Origin of the sequence: Streptomyces sp. NPDC101393 (assembly GCF_044767385.1) — a bacterium.
Taxonomy (GTDB): domain Bacteria; phylum Actinomycetota; class Actinomycetes; order Streptomycetales; family Streptomycetaceae; genus Streptomyces.
Window position 1 is genome coordinate 893920 of record NZ_JBIWNU010000002.1, and the last position, 19772, is coordinate 913691.

At 72.6% G+C, this 19772-nt stretch carries 16 protein-coding genes and 1 pseudogene; 14 read left to right on the forward strand and 3 right to left on the reverse strand.

Annotation, left to right across the window (positions count from 1 at the left end; translation table 11 throughout):
* Positions 1-5 precede the first annotated feature (5 nt).
* From ACIRQ7_RS09650 to ACIRQ7_RS09660, 3 genes are read left to right on the forward strand one after another with little or no spacing between them, the layout of a single operon-like run.
* The gene (locus tag ACIRQ7_RS09650; protein ID WP_404261255.1) at positions 6-449 is read left to right on the forward strand and encodes a phage tail protein; all 444 of its coding nucleotides are present in this window, start codon (positions 6-8) and stop codon (positions 447-449) included.
* Complete coding sequence (locus ACIRQ7_RS09655; RefSeq protein ID WP_404261257.1) at positions 449-862, forward strand: hypothetical protein; 414 nt, start codon at positions 449-451, stop codon at positions 860-862. Before ACIRQ7_RS09650 ends, ACIRQ7_RS09655 begins: the two co-directional genes overlap by 1 nt.
* Positions 859-1017 (forward strand): DUF6760 family protein, encoded by a 159-nt coding sequence (locus tag ACIRQ7_RS09660; RefSeq protein WP_085927347.1) that lies wholly within the window; start codon positions 859-861, stop codon positions 1015-1017. Before ACIRQ7_RS09655 ends, ACIRQ7_RS09660 begins: the two co-directional genes overlap by 4 nt.
* 2357 nt (positions 1018-3374) lie before the next feature.
* On the opposite strand, the gene ACIRQ7_RS09665 is transcribed toward ACIRQ7_RS09660, so the two are convergent.
* A complete protein-coding gene (locus ACIRQ7_RS09665; RefSeq protein WP_404261259.1) occupies positions 3375-3539 on the reverse strand; it encodes a hypothetical protein in 165 nt (54 codons plus the stop codon).
* A 996-nt stretch (positions 3540-4535) separates the two neighbouring features.
* Here ACIRQ7_RS09665 and ACIRQ7_RS09670 point away from each other — a divergent pair.
* Genes ACIRQ7_RS09670 through ACIRQ7_RS09700 form a run of 7 tightly spaced genes read left to right on the forward strand, consistent with a single transcriptional unit; the run spans position 4536 to position 12006 of the window.
* A complete protein-coding gene (locus tag ACIRQ7_RS09670; RefSeq protein WP_109888417.1) occupies positions 4536-4973 on the forward strand; it encodes a phage tail protein in 438 nt (145 codons plus the stop codon).
* Position 4974: 1 nt separating this feature from the next.
* The gene (locus ACIRQ7_RS09675) at positions 4975-5769 is read left to right on the forward strand and encodes a LysM peptidoglycan-binding domain-containing protein (protein WP_404261260.1); all 795 of its coding nucleotides are present in this window, start codon (positions 4975-4977) and stop codon (positions 5767-5769) included.
* 16 nt (positions 5770-5785) lie between these two features.
* The gene (locus ACIRQ7_RS09680) at positions 5786-7681 is read left to right on the forward strand and encodes a VgrG-related protein (protein ID WP_404261262.1); all 1896 of its coding nucleotides are present in this window, start codon (positions 5786-5788) and stop codon (positions 7679-7681) included.
* 37 nt (positions 7682-7718) lie between these two features.
* Complete coding sequence (locus ACIRQ7_RS09685) at positions 7719-8135, forward strand: GPW/gp25 family protein (protein ID WP_404261263.1); 417 nt, start codon at positions 7719-7721, stop codon at positions 8133-8135.
* Positions 8135-10144, forward strand: a complete 2010-nt coding sequence (locus tag ACIRQ7_RS09690; protein ID WP_404261265.1) for a putative baseplate assembly protein — start codon at positions 8135-8137, stop codon at positions 10142-10144. Before ACIRQ7_RS09685 ends, ACIRQ7_RS09690 begins: the two co-directional genes overlap by 1 nt.
* Complete coding sequence (locus ACIRQ7_RS09695) at positions 10141-10698, forward strand: phage tail protein (protein WP_404261267.1); 558 nt, start codon at positions 10141-10143, stop codon at positions 10696-10698. The genes ACIRQ7_RS09690 and ACIRQ7_RS09695 overlap by 4 nt, the downstream gene beginning before the upstream one ends.
* Positions 10699-10701: 3 nt before the next feature.
* Positions 10702-12006, forward strand: coding sequence for an NADase-type glycan-binding domain-containing protein (locus ACIRQ7_RS09700; protein WP_404261269.1), 1305 nt, complete (start codon positions 10702-10704; stop codon positions 12004-12006).
* 169 nt (positions 12007-12175) lie between these two features.
* Here the strand turns inward: ACIRQ7_RS09700 and ACIRQ7_RS09705 are convergent, their stop codons facing one another.
* Positions 12176-12820, reverse strand: a complete 645-nt coding sequence (locus ACIRQ7_RS09705) for a cysteine hydrolase (RefSeq protein ID WP_404261270.1) — start codon at positions 12818-12820, stop codon at positions 12176-12178.
* 206 nt (positions 12821-13026) lie between these two features.
* Between ACIRQ7_RS09705 and ACIRQ7_RS09710 the strand changes: the two genes are divergently transcribed.
* The 3 genes from ACIRQ7_RS09710 (at position 13027) to ACIRQ7_RS09720 (ending at position 16831) form a co-directional block, all read left to right on the forward strand.
* On the forward strand, positions 13027-13491 hold the full coding sequence (locus tag ACIRQ7_RS09710) for a pyridoxamine 5'-phosphate oxidase family protein (RefSeq protein WP_404261271.1): 465 nt from the start codon (positions 13027-13029) through the stop codon (positions 13489-13491).
* A 255-nt stretch (positions 13492-13746) separates the two neighbouring features.
* Complete coding sequence (locus tag ACIRQ7_RS09715) at positions 13747-15207, forward strand: acyl-CoA synthetase (protein ID WP_404261273.1); 1461 nt, start codon at positions 13747-13749, stop codon at positions 15205-15207.
* A gap of 16 nt (positions 15208-15223) precedes the next feature.
* Entirely contained in the window at positions 15224-16831 is a 1608-nt protein-coding gene (locus ACIRQ7_RS09720) for a carboxyl transferase domain-containing protein (RefSeq protein WP_404261274.1), read from the forward strand.
* A gap of 314 nt (positions 16832-17145) precedes the next feature.
* Here the strand turns inward: ACIRQ7_RS09720 and ACIRQ7_RS09725 are convergent, their stop codons facing one another.
* Entirely contained in the window at positions 17146-18060 is a 915-nt protein-coding gene (locus ACIRQ7_RS09725; protein ID WP_404261276.1) for a LysR family transcriptional regulator, read from the reverse strand.
* A 74-nt stretch (positions 18061-18134) separates the two neighbouring features.
* On the opposite strand from ACIRQ7_RS09725, the pseudogene ACIRQ7_RS09730 reads away from it, so the two are divergent.
* A pseudogene (locus ACIRQ7_RS09730) lies at positions 18135-19122 on the forward strand (DMT family transporter); the annotation flags it as partial.
* Positions 19123-19772: the final 650 nt, after the last annotated feature.

Genomic DNA, 19772 nt, shown 5'->3' on the forward strand with positions numbered 1-19772 from the left:
CCACCTTGTCCCTTCAGCCCGGCGATGCCCTCACCTCACACAATTTCGGCCTTCAGATCGACGGCGTGATGGTCGAATACCTGCAGGAGGTCAGCGGTCTGACCATGGAGCAGGACGTCATCGAATACCAGCAGGTCTCGGCGGACGGAAAGCCCGTCGTGAAGAAGATGCCCGGCGCGAAGAAGGCCGGCGAGTGCACGGTGACCCGCGGTATGACGCAGAGCGGCGCGTTCAGCGAGTGGATCAACAAGTCCATCGCGGGCGATATGGGTTCGGCCCGTAAGAACGCCACGATCATGATGATGGACTACCAGAACAGCCCCGTGAAGCGTTACAACATGCGCAATGCCTGGTGCAGCAAGGTGGAGACCAGCGGGGTCAAGGCGGGCGACGCTGCCGCCCTGACCGAGCAGGTCACCATCGTCTTCGAAGAGCTGGTCATCGAGTAATGCGACGCGAAGGCCCGGCGGGGGCACCACAGCAACGCGAGTCCCTGCGGACGGAATTCGAATTCGAGTTGCCGCGCGGATTCGTGGACGAGTCCGGGGCCGTCCACCGCAACGGCGCGATGCGGCTCGCCACGGCACGGGACGAACTGATCCCGCTGCGCGATGTGCGCGTGCGCGAGAACCCGGCATATCTGTCGGTCGTGCTGCTGGGCCGGGTCATCACCCGGCTCGGGACCCTCGCGTCCGTGCACGACGGGACCGTGGAGAACATGTTCGCCTCCGACCTGGCCTTCCTGCAGGACTTCTACCGGCAGATCAACGCGGAGGGACATACGCGCGCCGCGGTGTCCTGCCCGCACTGCGAGGAGCCCTTCGAAGTGGAGCTGGCCGGGAGCCGCCTGGGGGAATCGTGACGTACGCGACCGGGCGCATCGAGGAGGAAGTCGCGTATCTCGCCTACCACTTCCACTGGGGCATCGACGACATCCTCGACCTTGAGCACGCCGACCGGCGCGCGTACGTGTCACAGATCGCCGCCCTGGTGGAGCGGGCTGAAGGGAAGCAGTGACGGAGGATGGGCTTGTTCAGGTGGCGTCGGGGGGCACGGGGTGCGCAGGATACGCACCGCGCGCACGGGCCTGAGGACGGGGCGGCTGGAGAGGCCGGAGAGGCTGAGGAGGTTTCGGGCGGGGGCTCGGACGGGGGCGGCTGGTCGGCCGTGCCCCCCATCCAGCGAGTCCTGGGGACACCCCGCACCGTCGCGGAGGCCGGCTTCGCCGCGTCGCTGAGTGCGCACCGCAATCCCTCCTTCGGAGGGGAGTTGGGGCACGACGTACGTGCCTCGGCACCCGGCGGAGTGGTGCGCGACGCGCTGGTGCCCGTCGCGGGCCGCCCCGTCAGCCTCGGCCTGCCGGTCCTGCAGCTTCCGGTCGCGGGGCGGATGGATGAGGCGGCAGTCGGGAACGCGGGGCCGGCCTCCGGGTTCGCTGCCGTGCCAGGGCCGAGCGCAGTGCAACGCGCGGGCGCCGGGCAGGGCACCGGGGTACCTTCCGCGCCCCAAGCCGGGGCCCGCGGGCAGAAACCAGCGAAATCCCGGGACGGGGCACGCCGGGACGGGGCACGTACGAAGGCCCGAAGCACGGCGGGCAAAGAGGCGCGGAGCCCGGCCGGCAGAGAGGCAGGCAGGGAGACGGGCGGGGAGACGGGCAGGGAGGCCCCGGGCGCGGCAGGAACGGATACCCCGGATACGACCGCCGCCGTACAGCGGGCGGCCTCACCGGACGCGCGGCGCACCCCGACGGCTGCGCCTCGCACCCCGACCACTGCGCCTCGCACTCCGACCACTGCGCCTCGCACTCCTCGTCAACCGGCTTCTGGGGGCGGGATGACCTCCGCGACTCCGCGGAACGACGCGACCAGCGCAGCGTCGGCCATGCCGACCGGCACACCTCCGACCGCCTCGGCGGCCGGGCCATCCGCACGGGCGGCCGGGCCATCCGTCACACGGTCCGGCACTCCCGCCGTCACTCCCGCCCTCACGTCCTCCGGCGTGCCTTCCGGCACGCCCTCGGGCCCTTCGACGGTCGTCCCCCCGACCGTCGTTCCGTCCGTCGTTCCGTCCGTCTCTCCGGCTGTCACTCGGTCTGTCACTCGGTCCGTTGTGCCGCCGGGCGGCCGGCAGGGTGAGCGACCGGGGTCGGCTCCGGCCGAGCCGGCATCCGGAGGGCTTGGCCGGGCGGGTGAGGGCGGCGGGGCAGGTGAGGGCCGCACGGTCGTGCCCGGTCGCGACGGCGCGCCTGGAACCACGGCTGTGCCCGGTGGCACGACAGCGCCCGGTGGCCAGGTCCTGTCCGGTGGTGGAGGAGCGGCTGCTGGCTCCGCGTCGCCTGACGGAAGGCCTGCGGCCGTCCCCTCAGCCATGCCCGTGCGGCGGACCGTGCCCGTAGCCATGCCCGTACAGAGGGCCGCAGGGACGCGGTCCCCGCTCACCTCGGCGGGCACGGTCGCCATGCCGCCGCGTCGGCTGCGGCCGGCCACCTCGTCGCGTACGGGGAACAGCGGCACCGGCCCCGCCTCCTCCCCCGCCGATGCACCTTTGCCACGCACGGAAGCGCCGGTGCCGATGCCGGCACCGGCACCCACGCACGCCACAGATCCACAAGCGGCACCCCCTCTCAATCCCCGGCCCTCCTCCGCCTCTGCTCCTGCTCCTGCTCCTGCTCCTGCTCCTGCTGAACCGGTTAGCGAGGGTGCGGCAGCGGCCTCCGCCGCCGTACGACCCGACAAGGCCCAACGGGTCCTACAGCGGAGAGCTGTTGGCCCACGCCGACCGATCGCCCGGAGCCAGGGCGCCGCGCCGGAGGCCGTCCGGAGCGGGGACGTGACACTCGGCGCAGGCCCGGCGCCGGGTGGTGACTCGCCCCGGTCGGCAGGGGACACGACATCCAGCGCGGGCCCGGTCGCGAGCCCGGCGCCGAGCCCGCGACCGGCCCCGTACACGTCCTCGCCCCCGCACTCGGCTCCGGCCGGGATCGCGCCGGCACGCCCGGAGGCCGACACCAGCGACCGCGCGGCCCCAAGCCCGGCCCCGAGCGACCAGGCACACCGACCGGTCCAGCGAGCAGCAGGCGGACAAGCCGCCCACCCGCCCACGAGCCGGCCCACAGCAACAGGCGGCCAACGCCTGGGATTCGGTGCTCCGCTGCCCCCGACCGCCGGCACACGCACCCCGGTCCGGGATGCCCCGGCTACGCCCGACAGCCGCCCTCCGGCCCACGACGGGCACACACCGGAAGCCGAACAGTCCACTCAGCCCATGCAGCCCACGCAGCCCACGCAGCCCACGGTCCAACGGAAGCCGCTGATCGGCGCTCCCGTCGACTCCGCCGCGATCCCTCGCCAGGAAGCTGCATCGATGCCGACACCTCAAGCAATACCGGCGTCGGCACCGAAGCGGACACCGAAGCCGATGCCGGGGCCGATGCCGACAACGGCCCAAGCACCGGCCCCGGCATCCCCCAGCCCGGTGCAGCGTGCCGCGACACCCTCCGCGCGTCCCACCTCCATAAGCGCGGTGACGACATCACCCACCTCGGCGAGCCATCCATCCGAGAGCCAGGCGTCGGAGAGCCATCCGTTGGCCTCCGGTGACGCGGAACCTCACCCCCGGGCACCCCGCACGCCGACGAGTCGAGTGCTCACCACCAGCGCCCCCTCTCCTGTCTCCGTTCCCCTCACCGTCCGCCGAGCACCGCTCGCGTCCGCGCGTGCGCTGGACCCCGGCGCCCGGCAAGGGGCCACCGCGCAAGGGACGGAGTCCACCGGCACCGCAGCGGTGCAGCGATCAAGCGTGCAGGCCCCAGCCGCCCTCCCCCTCCGCCCCGTGACGGGCACGGCAGGCATGGCAGGCACGCTGGGCACGGCTGACGCAACCGGGCCGACTCCGATACGCGCGGGTACCCCAGCCGTCCCCCTGCAGAGACCGACATCAGCCCCGGCACCGGGACGAGCGCGCACACCCGCAGCAGCACCAGCACCGGGACGGCCACCGGGCCCATCGCTCGCTCCGTCTCACCCGGCTCCTCCCTCTCACCCGCCTCGTCCCTCGCGTACCGTCCGGACCGCCCCGGCCCCCGCAGGCATGCCCGTGGTGCAGCGTGCGCCCGCCGCTTCCGGTGCCCCGGGTGCGGTCACGGCCCCGGCGTCGCAGCCCCTGGCACCGGCCGCCGTCCCCGGACGGTCGCCGTCAGCCACACCGTCCGGCCGCACTCCGCCGGGTGCCCCCCGGGCGGCCCACCGCGGCCCCGGCTCCTCCGCATCCGCCCCCACATCTCCACCATCCGCACCAGCCACGCCGAATGTCTCACCCGCCTCACCTTCCCCCGCGCCATCCACTGACCCCACCGACCCCGCCGCCCTGGACGCCCTGGCGCGCCGACTGGTGACCCCGCTCTCCCGCCTGCTCCGCGCCGAGTTGCGCAGCGACCGGGAGCGCATCGGCCGACTACGCGATCACGGCCGCTGACCCGCGCCCGCCCGCAGCCCCACACCACCCGCCCCGCCACTCCACCCGAAAGACCACCCACCATGCCCCAGGCCCAGGACCCCGGCTCCACCGTCTTCTTCAAGCTGACCATCGACGGCCAGGACCTCGGACTCTTCAACGGCTGCGACGGACTGGCCTCCGAGGTGGAGGTGGAGCAGCGCCAGGAGGGCGGCAACAACGGTTTCGTCTGGCAGTTGCCCACCCGCGTGACGTTCTCCACGATCCGTCTCACCCGCCCTCTGACCGCCGACACCTCCCGTGTGGCCGCCTGGATCTCGTCCCTCGCCACCGGTATCAGCAGGCCCACCGCCCAGATCGCCGCCCTCCGCGCCGATGGTTCGGTCGTCGCGCAGTGGGGGCTGGTGGAGGTACTGCCCGTGCGCTGGCAGGGGCCGAGCCTGGACCCGTCCAGCCCCGGGGTGGCGACCGAGACGCTGGAGATCGCGCACCACGGATTCACCGACGCGGGAGGTGCCTGAGGTGGCCGCACCGGCGGGCGGGAAGGCGGGCGCAAGCCTCGTACGGGCCGCGCTCGCGATCCACCAGCCCCCCACCGATCTCGGCGGCTCGCTCGGTGGCCGTATCGGAGAGGTGGAGTTCCAGTTCAATCCGACCCAGTTGCAACTCGGGCGGGAGGCGGAGTGGCACACCCAGGCCGCCGTCGCCTATATGCGAGGGGCGCCACCCAAGTTCACCGGCACCCGGCCCGCCACGCTCCAGCTGGAGGTGTTCCTGGACGCCTCCGGCACGCCGAATTCCGGGAAGGTGCAGAAGCAGATCGAACTGCTCCTGTCCTGCTGCGAGGTAACGGCGCAGAGCGTCAATTCCAAGCGGCCTTCGCCGCCCTGGGTGCGGTTCTCCTGGGGGTCGTTCAACACGGTTCAGTTCGTGGCGTACGTGACGAACGTCAGCGCCGCCTACACCCTCTTCCATCCGACCGGCGAGCCGATCCGTGCCACCTGCACGCTGTCCCTCACCGAGGTGGCGATGCCCACCAAGGGCCAGAACCCCACCTCCGGTGCGCTCTCCGCGCGCCGTATCCACCGCACGGTCGCGGGTGACTCGCTCGCCTCGCTGGCCTGGCGGGAGTACGGGGACGCGACCCGCTGGCGGCTGATCGCGGAGGCGAACGAGATCGACGATCCGATGCGGCTTCGGCCGGGCACCGAACTGCTGCTGCCCGCCGCCGACGAAGGCCCTCCTGAAGACCGGCCCCGAAGCCGGCCCGCGCACCGTCCCACCGGTCACCCCACAACCCACGAGGCCGCCCGATGACCAGCGAGCACATCCGATGAGTGAAAAGACGTACACCAGCGTCCTGCACGCCGAGATCGGCGGCGCACCGCTGCCCGACAAGCTCGCCGCCCTCCTCACCGCAGGCTGGGTGGACGCGAGCGTCAATGTGCCGTCCGCCTTCCAGCTCACCTTCAGTGACACGGGTTCGGACATCCTCAAGATCTTCCCGCAGATCAAGGTCGGCGCGAAGGCGGTGCTGTCGCCCTTCACGGACGGGCGGCGCGGCACGCCCATGGTGACCGGTGAGGTCACCGCTCTCGAAGTGGACGCGGACGCGAGCGGCAAGTCGCTGGTCGTACGGGGATATGACCCGGGGCACCGGCTGCTGCGCAATCGCCGTGTCGCGGGATACCCCAACATGACCGCGAGCGACATCGTGCGCCGTCTCGCCGGCCTCAACAAGCTCTCCCTCGGAAAGGTGGAGGCCACCCGCACCGTCTACGAGCTGGCCACCCAGCCCAATATCACCGACTGGGACTTCCTGGCCCGCCTCGCCCAGGAGAACGACGTCCATCTCTCCTTCGACCCGAAGGGCAAGCTGCAGTTCGGCAAGCTCGCCCCGGCCGCGTCCGCGCCCGCCGACACCACACCGGCCGCGCAGAGCCCGTACGTCCTGGAGTTCGGTCACAACGCGCTGCACAGCCGGATCGCCGTCACCGCCGCCGGGCAGGTCGACAAGGCGGGCGCGCGCGGCTGGGACATGCGGGCCAAGCGGGCGCTGTCCGCACGGTCCCCGGCCACGGCGAGCAAGGACATCGTCGCCGATATCGCGCCCGCGGCGCTCGGCAAGCCCTTCGGACCGGCCGAACTGACCGCCACGGACACGCCGTTCACCACGCAGGCGCAGGTCACCCATGCCGCCCGAGCCCTCGCCGATGATGTGGCGGGCTCCTTCGCGGAGCTGGAGGTGGCGGTCACCGGGAATCCGCAGCTGAAGCCGGGCCAACCCGTCGCGCTCAAGGGCGCCGGTTTCCCCTTCGAGGGGAAGTACACCGCGACCGGTGTCCGCCATGTCTTCGAGTCGGGGCGGCAGTTCACCACGTGGCTGACCGTCTCGGGGCGGCAGTTCCGGTCGCTGTACGGGCTCGCGTCCGGCGGAGCGGACACGGCTCCGCCCATGCCGGGCGTGGCCATGGCTCTGGTCAGCAACGCCAAGGACCCGCTGAAGCTGGGCAGGGTCAGGCTGCGCTTCCCCTGGCTGTCGGACACCTATGAGAGCGACTGGTGCCGGGTCGCTCAGCTGGGCGGTGTACGGGGCGGCGGGCTGATCCTGCCCGAGGTCGGCGACGAGGTGCTGTGCGCCTTCGACCGGGGGTCGCTGGAGCATCCGTACGTACTCGCCGGGCTCTACAACGGCATCGACAAGCCCACCCCGCAGACCGACGGCCTGCCCGCCGTCGACCCGACCAGCGGCCGGATCAACTGGCGCTCTCTGACCTCGCGCAGCGGTCACACGGTGGAACTGGTGGACGCCAAGTCCCGTATGAAGAGCGGCATCCGGCTGCAGACCGGCAACGGCAGGCTGACCGTCCACATGGACGAGGCGCGCACCAGCGTCACCATCAAGAGCGACGGGTCGGTGTCCATCCAGGGCACCCGCAACGTGCAGATCAAGGCGGGCGGCAATCTGTCGCTGGCGGCCGTGGGCTCGATGACGCTGAGCGCGGGCGGGGCGGTGGACATCAAGGCCGGAGCGAAGTTCGGGGTCATGGCGGGCGGCGCGGCGACGATCAACGCGGGTGGTGCCGCGCTGATCAGCGCGGGTGGCGCGGCGACGGTCAACGCGGCCGGTACGGCCGCGGTCACGGCGGTCGGGCCGGTGACCGTCAATTCGGCGGCCACGGTCGCGCTGACGGCGCCCGCCGTGGTGCGCAACGGCGTGCCGTTCTAGGAGGAGTTGGTGGCGATGGGCACGGAGGTGCACCGAGGTGAGTGAGCAGTTCGTCGGCGCGGGCTGGGGATTCCCGCTCCGCATGGACGCGGGCGGCGGCATCGCGCTGGTCCGCCGCGAGCGGGAGATCGAGGAGTCGATCCGGCTGGTGCTGGCCACCGCGCCCGGAGAACGGCCGATGCGGCCCGAATTCGGTTGTGCCGTCCACGACATGGTCTTCGCGCCGGTCAACGAGGCGACGGCCGGCCGCATCCGCTACGAGGTGCGGTCCTCGCTGGACCGCTGGGAGCCGCGCATCGAGGTCCAGGACGTCGAGGTGAGCCCGGCGCCCGACGAGCCATCCGTGCTGTTCATCGATGTGCGCTACAGCGTGCGCGGCACCAACAACCCGCGCAGCCTCGTCTTCCCCTTCTATGTCATCCCGTCCACGGAGAGCCCGGAGAGCGAAGCCTGATGGCCCTGCCCGCACCCCATCTCGACGACCGTCGCTTTCAGCAGTTCGTCGACGACGCCAAACGCTATGTCCAGCAACGCTGCCCGGAGTGGACCGACCACAACGTCTCGGACCCGGGAGTGACCCTCATCGAGGCGGTCGCGCACATGGCCGACCAGATCGTCTACCGGCTCAACCGGGTGCCGGAGAAGAACCATCTGGCCTTCCTCGACCTGCTGGGCGTCACCCTGTTCCCGCCCTCCGCCGCCCGTGCCGACGTCACCTTCTGGCTCTCCGCTCCGCAGACCGAGCCGGTCGTGCTGCCTGCCGGGACGGAGGTGGCCACCGGCCGGACCGAGACCGAGGAGGCGGTGGCCTTCGCCACCGAGGACGATCTGACGGTCGTGCCCTGCGAACTGACGGCCATACTGCGGCAGGAGGCGGGAACCACCCCCGAGGACTGCGGCCAGGATGTCTTCGGCGGCCGCGACGTGGCCGTCTTTGCGGCCGCCCCGCAGCCGGGCGACACCCTCCTGTTCGGGCTGTCAGCGGCGGTGCCGCGCTGCGCGGCCGTATTGCGGCTGGACAGCCGGGTGGACGGGGTCGGCGTGGACCCACGCCAGCCGCCGCTGCGCTGGGAGGCATGGACCGCCGACGGATGGACACCCTGCGAGGTCGCTGAGGACTCCACCGGCGGCCTGAACCGGCCCGGCGAGGTCGTGCTGCACATCCCGGCCGGGCACACCGTCTCGCGCGTCGGCAGGACGGACGCCGCGTGGCTGCGCTGCCGGGTCGTCGAGGCCGCGCCCGGTCAGCCGTTCTACAGCGCCTCGCCGACCGTACGGTCCGCCTCCGCGTTCACCATCGGGGGCACGACGCGGGTCGAGCACGCCGACGTGGTGCGGGACGAGCCGCTCGGCGAGTCCGCGGGGGTGCCCGGCCAGCGGGTGCGCCTGGCGCACGCGCCCGTCGTCGCCGACCGCCCGCCGCTGCGGCTGGAGGTCTCGGACGGGGACGGCTGGCAGGAGTGGCAGGTCGTCCCCGACTTCGCGGCGTCCGGTCCGCACGACCGGCACGTCACGCTGGAGGAAGCGACCGGCGAGATCGCATTCGGCCCGTCGGTGCGCCAACCGGACGGTTCGGTACGGCAGTTCGGCGCCGTACCGGTCAAGGGGTCGGCACTACGGGCCGCGCACTACCGCACCGGCGGCGGGCGGTCGGGCAATGTGGCGCGCGGCGCGATCCAGGTGCTGCGCAGCTCGATCCCGTACGTGGCGCGCGTGGAGAACCGCGAGGCGGCGCGCGGCGGGGTGGACGGCGAGACGGTGCAGGAGGCGAAGGTCCGCGCGCCGATCGCGCTGCGCGCGCAGGAACGGGCCGTGACGGCCCGCGACTACGAGGAACTGGCCCGGCGCGCGGCCCCCGAGGCAGCCCGTATCGCCTGCCTCGCGGTCGATGCCACCGAGCGCTCGGCGGGCACCGCGAGCGCCTTGAGCCCGTCAGCCACCGACACCGGACAGACCGGCGAGAACGCCGTCCGGGTCCTGGTCGTCCCGCAGGCCGTCCCCGACCGCGGCGGCCGGCTCCGCTTCGAACAGCTGGTGCCGGGTGAGGAACTTCTGGGCCGCGTCACGCAGTTCCTCGACGAGCGCCGCCCGCTGGGCACCCGTCTCGCGGTCGGACCGCCCTTCTACCAGGGCGTCACGGTCGTCGCGACGCTGCACTCCTTCCGTGCGGCGCGGGCCGACCGCGTGCGGGCCGAGGCCCTGGACGCGCTGCACGCCTACCTCGACCCGCTGACCGGCGGAGCCTTCGGCGAGGGCTGGCCCTTCGGCCGCCCGCTGCGCTCCGGCGAGATCTTCGCGGCCCTGCAGCGGGTACCGGGCGTGGAGCTCGTCGACGAGGTCCTCCTGCACCCCGCCGACCCGCTCAGCGGCCGCCGCGGCGACGCCACCGACCGCATCGAACTCGCCCCGTCCGCCCTCCTGTTCCCCTTCGACCACCGCGTCCGCGTGATCGAGGCCCGATGAGAGGCACGCCCGCGGGAATGGCCTCGCCGCACCCACTGGGCGGGCAACTCCCCGCCGTCTACGCCGACGACGACTTCGCCCAGCGCTTCGTCGAGGGCCTCGACGTCGTACTCGCCCCCCTCTTCAACGTCCTGGACTGCCTGGAGAGCTACTTCACGCCCGCCCTCGCGCCCGAGGACTTCGTCGACTGGCTGACCACGTGGGTCGGCACCGAACTCGACGGCACGGAACCGCTGGCCACCCGCCGTCGCGCCGTGGCCACGGCCGTCTCGCTGCACCGCGTACGCGGTACCCGGCGTGGCCTGTCGGAGGCCGTCCACCTGGCTTTCGGAGTACGGCCGGAGATCACCGAGAGCGGCGGCGCGACCTGGTCCGCGCGCCCCCTCGGCCCCTTCCCGGGCTCGTCGCAGCCCGGACTGCGGGTGACCCTGCGGATCCGTGACCCCTCCACCGCCGACCCGCACCGTCTGCACGCCGTCGTCGCGGCGGCCCGCCCCGCGCACCTCCCCTTCACGGCCGAGGTGGCCCACCTGCTCTCCCCTGAAGGAACCTGACCCATGCCCACCGACCACATCACCTGCCCCGACTGCGGCACCCCCACCTCTCAGACAGGTCAGTCCTTCTGCGACTCCTGCGGAGCCTTCCTGCGCTGGGACCGGCCGGCGCCGCCGTCGCCCCCAGCGGACCCGCGCACCGCCGCGGCGCATCCGGCTCCCCCCGCCCCGCCCGCAAACGCCCCGGAAGCCGCCCCCGGCACGAGCGCCCCGAACCGCCCCGAACCGTCCGACGCCGCCACACCCGCAACGGGCCCCGCCACTCCCCCTCCGGTTCCCCCTACTGCTCCCGCCACCGGCCCCGGCACCCACCCGGCCGCCGGCCCGCAGCAGGGCGCAGGCGCGGACCCGACCGTCCCCCTGCCGTCCGCCGCCGCACACGACGCGGGCGCTGTCCGGCCCCCGCGCGGCCCGGACAGCCCGGACGGGCCGACCGCCCCCCGCCCGGCCGGCGAAAGAGGCGTCTCCGACACCGGCATCCGCGCCCTCCTGGTCCCCGTACCGGGTGCCTCCCCCACCCCGCCTCCCGAGGCACCGGGCAGTGTGCTGCCGGGCCGTCCCGACGCACCCCGGCCCCGGGTCCGCACCCCGCAGGCGGCCCCCGAGCCCGAGCACGGCGCACCCTGCCCGAGCTGCGGAGCGCTCAACGCGCCGCGCCGGCACTTCTGCCGGAGCTGCGCCAACCCCCTCACCGCCACCGTGCGGGAGGCCGCCGAAGGCCCGTACGCCGGACAGCGGCCGCGGCTGCACCGCGACCGCACGCGGTGGATCACCCGCGCAGTGGTGGCGGCCGTGATCGCGGCCGCCGTGGTCGGGGGATTCCTCGGGGTCCCGCCGGCCGCGCGGGCCGTACAGGATCACTTCGCCCAGCGCGTCCCCGTGCCCCCCGCCACCTGGACGGCATCGCACTCCGACGCCAAGCAGGGCGTGAAGCTCGCCTTCGACGGCTACTCCAACACCTGGTGGGGGACGGGGTATTCGGGCGCCTCGGACGGCCAGTACCTGGAGGCCGGATTCGGCCAGCCCACCGATCTGCTGAACATTCTGATCACCCCCGGAGCCTCCGCACGGACCCCGCAGGCCACCGGCCCGGCCCGGCCGCGCGAATTCGACCTGATCGTGACCGACTCCGCGGGCAAGCAGTACCTCGCGCACCCCCGGATCAACGACGGAGGGGTACAGAAGATCGATGTGCCTGTACGGGACGCGATGTCCGTACGGCTGGTGCTGCACTCCGCGTACGGCGCCACGGACAAGAAGCAGGTCGCCATCGCCGAGATGGAGTTCTTCGGCCGGTCGGCGGGATAGCCCGCAGGGTCAGGGGATCGCGCTCCCCGGACCACACGGCCACCGCTATCGGTCCGGGCCTCCCGGCGGCCAAGGGCGATGCCGGGGGCGGTGCGCTCTCCCGCGGCCGATCCGGTCAACGGGGTCGCCGCGACCGATGCGGTCAGCGGGGTCGCCGCGGCCGACGCGGTCAGCGGGGTCGCCGCGGCCGCTTCCAGACGGCCAGAACCTCGTCGGTCGTGGTGACCGTGGCCACCAGGGCGAGAGTGTTGCGGACCATCGCCGGGGTGTAGTCGGCGGGCACCCCCGCGATGGCGTCCGCGGGCACCACGGCCGTGTAGCCGAGGTTGACCGCGTCGAACACCGCATTCGGCACAGCGACGTTCGCCGAGACACCGGTGACGACAAGCGACCGGCACCCGAAGTTCCGCAACAGGGCGTCCACATCGGTCCCGGCGATCGGCGACAGACCGTGCAGCCGGTGCACCACCAGGTCGTCCTCGGACACCGGTATCGGGTCGGCGATGCGTACCGCGGTGGACCCGACGGTCTGCTGAACGGGCAGCCGCTCGGCGGCTCTGAACAGCCGGGCGTTGTGGTTGGCGCCCCGTCCGTCGGGGCGCCGCTGCGCCACGGCGTGGATGACCTGGACGCCCGCCTCATGGGCTGCCGCCACCAGTCGGGCGGTACGCGTCAGCGCACCCGAGGTACGTGCCACAGCCGCGAGTTCGGGCAGCGCGCTCTCCGGCCCGACCACCCCCCGCTGGCATTCGACGGTGAGCAGCACCGTCGAGGCGGGGTCCAGTTGCTCGATGAGCCGTGCGTCCGAAGGCATCGCATTCCCCTTCTGCGGCAGGGCCGGGCAGGGCCCCGGTGTGGCGCGCGAGGTTAGCGGCCATTGCATCCGGTAGGAAGAGCGCCCATGATTTCTGACACCTGGTCAGATTCGGTTCCGGCCGCCGTGCCGGCGCACCGACCGGGTCCGCCATCGGCGGCTCCTCGCCCGGCGGCGGCACCTCACCAACCGGAGGGCGATGACGCATGACCGACACACAGCGGCGCGGGCGCCGGATCATGATGACGCAGGGCGAACTCGACGCGTTCCTCGCAGGTCAGCGGACCTGCCGGGTCGCGACGGTCGGCGGCGACGGCGCACCGCACATCGGAGCGCTCTGGTACGTCTGGGACGGTACGGCGCTGTGGTTGTACTCGATCACCCGCAGCAAGCGGTGGGCCCAGCTGCGCAAGGACCCGCGCCTCGCGGTGGTCGTGGACGACGGACACGACTACGGGGAGCTGCGTGGGGCCGAGCTGGCCGGCCGCGCCGTCTTCGTCGGCGAAGCACCGCGCACAGGCGAGCCGTGCCCTGAACTGGACCAGGTGGAGCGGCTGTTCACGCAGAAGTACTTCGGCCTGGAGGAGATGCCGCACGACGGCCGGCACGCGTGGCTGCGCCTGACGCCGGACACTTTCGCCTCTTGGGACTTCCGCAAGATTCCGGGGTGACGGGCCGGGGGGAGGGTCGGAGGAGCGGGGGAGGCAGGCGGGGAGAGGGGGAGGTAGACGGTGAGCGGGGGGGACAGACGGTGAGCGGGTCGAGGACGGCTCTCGGGACCCGTCGTGATGTCAGCGCTCTCCGCGATCACGATGTCAGTGGTCTCTGCGAGAGTGGTGGCAGCCCGTTCTCCACCGCCACGGGTGCGGGAGCGGGGCAGCTCCGGCCGCGACGGGCCGGGCGCCGACGAGGACGAAGGAGATCCGGTGAACGTGCTCTTCCCCGCACTGCGCGACGCGTCCCCCGCACCCGCGCTGCGCTTCGGCGACCGCGCCCTGAGCTATCGCCAACTGGCATCGGTGGCGGGGCCGCTGGCCGAGCGGATCGGCGGCCGGACCCGTATCGCCATCTGGGCGACCGCGACGCTGGAGACCTCGGTCGGTGTGGTGGCCGCGCTGCTCGCCGGGGTGCCCGCCGTCCCGGTGAACCCGAAGAGCGGCGAGAGCGAGCTCGCGCACATCGTCACGGACAGCGCGCCCTCGCTGGTCCTGGCCGAGCCGGGCGCCGAACTGCCGGGCGCGCTCGCCGTCCTCCCCCGCATCGACATCGAGGTGACAGCGCCTCCGGAGCCCACCGAGCCGGTCTCCCTCCCGTACGAAGCAGCCGACGAGGCACCGGCGCTGATCGTCTACACCTCAGGCACCACCGGCCCGCCCAAAGGCGTCGTTCTCCCCCGCCGCGCCATCGCCCACACCCTCGACGCGCTGGAGGAGGCATGGCAGTGGACCGCTGATGACGTCCTCGTCCACGCGCTGCCCCTCTTCCACGTCCATGGATTGATCCTCGGCGTCCTCGGCCCGCTGCGGCGCGGCGGCAGCGTCCACCACCTGGGGCGTTTCACCACCGAGGCGGTCGCCCGGGAACTCTCCGCGGACGGCACGATGCTGTTCGGCGTCCCGACGATGTACCACCGGCTGGCCGCCGAGGCCGGCGACAATCCGGTTCTCGCCAAGGCGCTCTCCGGCGCCCGACTGCTGGTCTCCGGCTCGGCAGCGCTGCCCCTGACCGACCATGAACGGATCACGGCCGCCTCCGGACGCCGGGTCGTCGAGCGCTACGGCATGACGGAAACCCTCATGAACACCAGCGTGCGGGCGGACGCCCCGGATGCCGCGGGCACGGTCGGCGTGCCGCTCCCCGGTGTGTACGTCCGGCTGGTCGACGACGCGGGCCGGACGATCGAGACGAGCGATGGCGAGACGGTGGGCGAGATCCAGGTCCGCGGCCCGAATCTCTTCGTCGAATACCTCAACCGCCCCGATGCCACCACCGCGGCCTTCGACGGCGGCTGGTTCCGCACCGGAGACATGGCCCTCCGCGACGCCTCCGGCAACTACCGCATCGTCGGCCGCCGTGCCACCGACCTGATCAAGAGCGGCGGATACAAGATCGGTGCCGGCGAGATCGAGAACGCCCTCCTCGCGCACCCAGGGGTGGCCGAGGCCGCCGTCACGGGCGCACCGGACGAGGACCTCGGAGAGCGGATCGTCGCCTGGGTCGTGACGGAATCCGGCCCGGACGCCGGGCCGCCCCCCTCCGCCCAGGACCTCGCCGACCATGTCGCCCGTCAACTCGCCCCGCACAAGCGCCCCCGCACCGTCCATTTCCTGACGTCCTTGCCACGCAACGACATGGGCAAGATCCTCAAGCGAGAACTCCGGGCCTGACGCGATGTCGGACGCCATGTCGGATGCCAGGAGTGACGACACCCCGGACGACGCCACCTCGGACCACGCCACCCCGGACCACGCCCCCGACCCCGTATCCGGGCGCCCGCCCTGCCAGGAGCCAGGCGACGCGCCCGGCCGCCCTCCCCGCGCAGGCAACCCGACCGCCGCAGTGGCACCGCCCGTGCGGCTGACGGCCCGCCAAGCCATCGCGGCGGTGGCGGATGCGCCCGCCGAGCCGGATATCGCCTCGCCCGACAGCCACCGAGCGGAGGACGGGGCCGCAGGCCCCCACGTACCCGCCGCGTCAAGGGCATCCGGCGGGGCGGATACCGCGGGCCCGGCCCGAGGTGACCTCACGGACGGCCCGATCGGCTGGCGCGGCTATGACGACTCACGGGCCCGCGCCCACGCACGAACCGGTGAGGACGAGTCGGTGGTCACCGTGCGCGCCACGATCGGGGGCGTGGACGTCGTTCTCGTCTCCTTCGAGTTCGGCTTTCTGGGCGGCTCCCTGGGCGAACGCACCGGCGACCTGCTGGAGGCCGCCTATACCCACGCGCGCCAACGGGGCCTGCCGCTGGTGTCGTTGATCGCCACGGGTGGCAGCCGGATGCAGGAAGGGATGCGCGCCCTCACCCAACTCCAGCGGGTGGCCCGCCAGTCGGCCCTGAACCGCGCCGCCGGGTTGCCGCAGATCGCCGTACTCCGCGACCCGACGACCGGCGGCGGCTGGGCAACGCTCGGTGCTGGCGCAGATGTCGTCCTCGCCCTGCCCGGGGCCCAGGTCGGCTTCGCGGGCTCGCGCGTACGTCCCGGCGACGCCGATCCCCACGCATACTCCGCCGAGGGCCAGTTCACATCCGGTCACCTCGACTCCGTCGTGCCGGCCGACCGTCTGCGCGCCACTCTCGGACGGTGGCTGCGACTGCTGGCCGGGGTGGGCGCGCCGGGCTCCCGGCCGGTTCCCGAGGCCGCTCCCCCACCGTACGCACTCGGCCTGCACGACCTTCCGGACACCGGCTGGGACGCCGTGGTCCGCGCCCGCGACGCAGGGCGGCCCCGGGCCGAGGCGTATCTGCGGGCGTACTTCGACGGGCTGGAGGAGATCAGCGGTGACCGGTGCGGCGGCGTGGACAGCGGAATGCGCTGCGGGTTCGGCCGTCACGAAGGCCGCACGATCGCCTTCGCCGCCCAGTGCGGCACGGCCAACACCCCGGCCGGGTTCCGGACCGCCGCCCGCCTGATCCGGCTCGCCGACCGGCTCGGTCTCCCGGTCCTCACCCTCGTTGACACCCCCGGCGCGGCCAACGACGCCGACGCCGAACGCGCCGGTGCGGGAGCGGCCATCGCCGACACCTTCGCCGCCATCGCCTCGGCCCGAGTGCCCGTCACCTCGTTGCTCATCGGCGAGGGCGGCTCCGGTGGGGCACTCGCCCTCGCCGCACCGGACCGGCTCTGGGCAACACCCGACAGCTATTTCTCCGTGATCGCCCCGGGACTCGCCGCGGCCATCCTCAAACGCGACGAACGGGAGGTGCAGAACACCGCCGATCAACTCCACATCCGCCCCCAGGACTTGCTGGAGCTGGGCATCATCCGAGGTATCGCAGGCCCGGAGTAATTCCTACGACTCATGCGTCGCCAGGACGCTCACGGCGACAGCGTCCCGGCATGCCGCGCACTGCTCGCCGCGCATCGCGCACTGCTGGCCGGCCAACGCGCCATGCATCCCGGCGTTCGGCGTTCGGCGTTCGGCGTTCGGCGTTCGGCGTTCGGCGTTCGGCGTTCGGCGTTCGGCGTTCGGCGTTCGGCGTTCGGCGTTCGGCGTGACGCTAACCGCCGCCGTCGCCCGCCCCCAACAGCGCCACCGGACCCCCGACCCCCGACCGCGACCCCCGGGACCTGGTCCGGGACCGGCCCCGAGTCTTCCCGACCTCAGCCCCCGTCCCCCTCCACCTGCCGCCCCGCCACCTGGAGCGCCTGAACAGCGGCACGGATGGACGGCCTACGATCGGCGTCCGCGCGCCAAATCGCGTACACATGGCGGCGCATCGTGTGGCGCACGGGCACAACGCTCACCCCCTCCGGCACCGGCCCACGGCCCAGACGTGGGGCGACCGCGACGCCCAGCCCGGCCGCGATCAGGGCGAGCTGGGTGTGATGCTCCTCGGCCATATGCGAGATCCGCGGCTCCACGCCCTTGCTCCGCAGAGTGAACATCAGCCACTCATTGCAGAACTCCCCTTGCGGCCAGGAGATCCATTCATCGTCCGCGAACTCCTCCAACTCCACGGACCGCCGCTGGGCCAGTGGGTGATCCGACGGCATCGCCACATCCGCAGGATCGTCAAGGAGCGGCGCCTTCGCCAGCCCGTCGGGCAGTGACAAGGGCCGGTTGTACCAGTCGAGGACGACCGCCAGGTCGATGTCACCGCGCACCACTTCGCGCACCGACGCGTCCGGCTCCTGCTCCGACAGCCGCGCGCGGAGCTGCGGGTGCGCCGAGCGCAGGGCGACGAGCGCGGCGGGGAACAGCCCACGCGCCGCAGTGGGAAACGCGCCCATGCGCAGATCCCCCACCGCCTGCCCACGGTGGGCCTCCAACTCGGCCTGCGCCAGCTCGACCTGGGAAAGGATGCGCACCGCATGATCGGCAAGCAGCCGTCCCGCATCGGTGAGCCGCACACCACGCCCGTTTTTCGCCAGCAGCTGCTGGCCGGTCTCCCGCTCCAGCTTGGCGATCTGCTGCGAGACGGCGGACGTGGTGACATGCAGCCCGTCAGCGGCCGCACTCACCGAGCCGTGGCGGGCGATCGCACTCAGCGTCCGTAGACGATCAAGGTTCAACACATAAGCAATGCTAACCGATACCTGCCACAGATTCTCGCTTGTGCTACGAGATTGTGCGCAGCATCGTAGACGTCATGAGCACCACCACCGGCGCAGCCACCGCCTCCGTCCGCAGCACCCGCCCTGCCGCCCCGACCAGCGCGAATGCCGTCACGGCGCGTCCCGACGCGGCGGGCGACCCCGGCCGCCGACGCACATTCGGCTGGCCGATCCGCTTCGCCGCCCTCTGCCTCGTCTGGGGCTTCAGCTTCCTGTTCATCAAGGTGGGCACCGAGGGGTTCGCGCCCCTGCAGGTCACGTTGGGGCGGGTCGCCTTCGGAGCGCTGGTCCTGCTGACGATGCTGGCGATCAAGCGCGAGCGGCTGCCGCGCTCGGCCCGGACCTGGGGTCATCTGACGGTTGCCGCGTTCTTCCTCAACGCCCTGCCGTTCTCCCTGTTCGCCTACGCCGAGCTGACCATCCCGTCCACGCTGGCCGGGATCTGCAATGCGACCTCGCCCCTCTGGGGTATGGCACTGTCAGTCGTCGCGCTCTCCGAGGACCGCCCCACCCGCCGCCGGGTCGCGGGCCTGGGCCTCGGTTTCATGGGCGTACTCACCGTGCTCGGCGCCTGGCAGGGATTCGCCGACACCGACCTGGCGGGCACCGGGATGGCGCTCGGCGCCTCGCTCAGCTACGCGATCGGCTGGATCTACGTCCGTCGCACCCTGGCCGGCGCCCAGCACTCGCATCTCTCGATGTCAGGCGCCCAGCTACTGCTCGCCACGGTCCAACTGGCCATCGTGACACCCTTGTTCACCACCGCGCCCGGCTCCTACCCGATCGTCCCGCTGCTCGCCGTCTTCGCACTCGGCGCCCTGGGCACCGGCGTCGCCTTCCTCCTCCAGTACGGCCTGGTCGCCGAGATCGGCCCCACCACGGCCCAGATGGTCACGTACTTCATCCCGGTGATCGCCACCACCGCCGGTGTCGCGCTCTTGGGCGAACAGCTGAGCTGGAACACACCGGTCGGCGCCCTCGTCATTCTCGCCGGCGCCGCCCTCACCCAGAGCAAGCCCCGCCGCACCGCACCACGCTCCACCACTGCCACACGCCCCTCCGCAACGAGCGCCGCGAGCGCCGCGAACACCGCGAACACGGCAGACACCGCGGAAACCGCTGCAACCGCTGCAACCGCGGACACCCTCGCCGATCCCACCGCCCCTACCCCGGCTCCGGCTCCGGCTCCGGCTCCGGCTCCGGCTCCGGCAGCATCAGACATGGCGTCAGCCACGCCTTTGCACGAGACCCGATGCTGACACCAGCCGCCGCTGGTAGAGGCGCACAGGGTGGCCCCCGCACCTCTGGCCCACAGGATCCACCACCGGGCGAGAGGTGACAGCCAAAGTCCTACGCCTGCCTGCGCCTTAGCCTGCTCGTGCGGGCGCGGGCGTGGGCGTGGGCACAGGCGCCTGCCCGGGTGCCAGTCGTGGTCGTGAGCGTGGGGGCAGGCCAAAGCCGCACCCGCGCGCGCCCCCAGCCGGAAGCCACAGCCCCGCCGCAGCCGCAGCCGCAGCCGCAGCCGCAGCCGCAGGCACAACGACCGACTGCCAGATGGTCACCCCCGACACCAGATCACCTGGAGGGGCAACCAGAGGCTAGAGGATCCACCACTTCCTAAGTTGCCCTCTCGGCGCCCCTCCCCCTCCCCCTTCTCCCCCCGCCCGCCCACC